The organism is Gilliamella sp. B2824 (genome assembly GCF_026536245.1).
Taxonomy (GTDB): domain Bacteria; phylum Pseudomonadota; class Gammaproteobacteria; order Enterobacterales; family Orbaceae; genus Gilliamella.
Window position 1 is genome coordinate 1 of sequence record NZ_JAFNON010000032.1, and the last position, 1,252, is coordinate 1,252.

General features: G+C 36.4%; 3 protein-coding genes and 1 pseudogene. 1 reads left to right on the forward strand and 3 read right to left on the reverse strand.

The window, feature by feature from the left end; all coding sequences use genetic code 11:
• Positions 1-184 (reverse strand): hypothetical protein (locus J3U56_RS11950; protein ID WP_267367934.1); only part of this gene is annotated, 184 nt, incomplete at its 3' end.
• A gap of 37 nt (positions 185-221) precedes the next feature.
• On the opposite strand from J3U56_RS11950, the gene J3U56_RS12245 reads away from it, so the two are divergent.
• The gene (locus J3U56_RS12245) at positions 222-401 is read left to right on the forward strand and encodes a SymE family type I addiction module toxin (protein WP_416380363.1); all 180 of its coding nucleotides are present in this window, start codon (positions 222-224) and stop codon (positions 399-401) included.
• Positions 402-479: 78 nt separating this feature from the next.
• On the opposite strand, the gene J3U56_RS11955 is transcribed toward J3U56_RS12245, so the two are convergent.
• Complete coding sequence (locus J3U56_RS11955; RefSeq protein ID WP_267367936.1) at positions 480-821, reverse strand: hypothetical protein; 342 nt, start codon at positions 819-821, stop codon at positions 480-482.
• A gap of 3 nt (positions 822-824) precedes the next feature.
• A pseudogene (locus J3U56_RS11960) lies at positions 825-1,252 on the reverse strand (hypothetical protein); the annotation flags it as partial.

Below are 1,252 nucleotides of genomic sequence, written 5' to 3' on the forward strand. Positions count from 1 at the left end.
TATTGGCACTCTCCGTATCCCGACTTAATTCATTGATATCCTGTTTTTGCTCGTCTTGATTACGGATGATTAACTGTCCATTTTCCACCGCTGATTTGGTGGTACTTGAGTCTTTATCACTGTTTTGATACGCCGTTGGGACGCCAGGTCCTCCCGTACCGCCACTTATCGATACCTGGGTCACCTTAAAGTCGGCTTTGTTTTCTATATCACTAAAGCCAATGGTGCCCGTATCTAACCGGTTTTGGGATTTATCCGCAGTGAAGGCTAGGTGGTTTTATACCATAGGTTACGTCATACAAGGCACAAAACCCAACCCAAGACCACAACTAACAATTAAAGGCAGGTGGCTGGAACAGACAGGGTTTTATGTAGGCTGCCCTGTTGTTATTAATAATTGAACAGGGCAAGTTAGTGGTAGAGAATATTATATTATACTAAAAAATTAGCTCCTACCTTAAAATGAGAATTAATTTTATTTAATGGTCATCTAATTTACTTATACTGTAATTGTCCGTGGCAATTATAGTTAATAATGCTCTATCAGACCATACACCATAGAAATTATAACAAAAATAATTAATTGAATTTTCATCAGAGAAATATTCTAAAGTATGTGTTTTAAAGCTATCTTCTTTAAGAATCTCCAAATGAGAAAGTTCTTCACATTCAACACTCATAGATTGAATTGATAGAACATCTTTAAAAGTGATCAACCATCTTTGTTCTTGCCAATCTTGTAACAAGATCTTAAGTTCAAGTAAACTTGAATTAAAATTTATTATCTTTCCATCTGATATATTTAGTTCATTTAATAACATATTTTATTGTCCTGGATGTTTTTCGCCCGGAAGAAAACCTGTACCATGACCCACTTGATAATCCTCAGGTTTAACTTTCTGAATAGCATTTTGTCTCTTAGCTTGATTCCAAGTTAAATTATCAGGCTTAATTTCTATATGATAATGCTCTCCATGATGACGAGGATTGAAAGTTCCACTATCACCCGGATGGCTTTCATAACGAATTCTTGTATTACTATTTGGTTCCCAAACCATTCGAGTGGTTCCATGTTGTGTAGTTGTAACTTTAGGCTCTACCCCTAATATTTTACTTAAATCATTTGGATTTTCAGGAAAATGAGTCAATGCTGAATGTCCAGTTGTCCCCTTTCCAGCACCACTATTTCTTACAACCGTAGTTTCAACCGTCGTTCCATGGCTGGCAGCCTGATTCATGAGTTGATTACCTG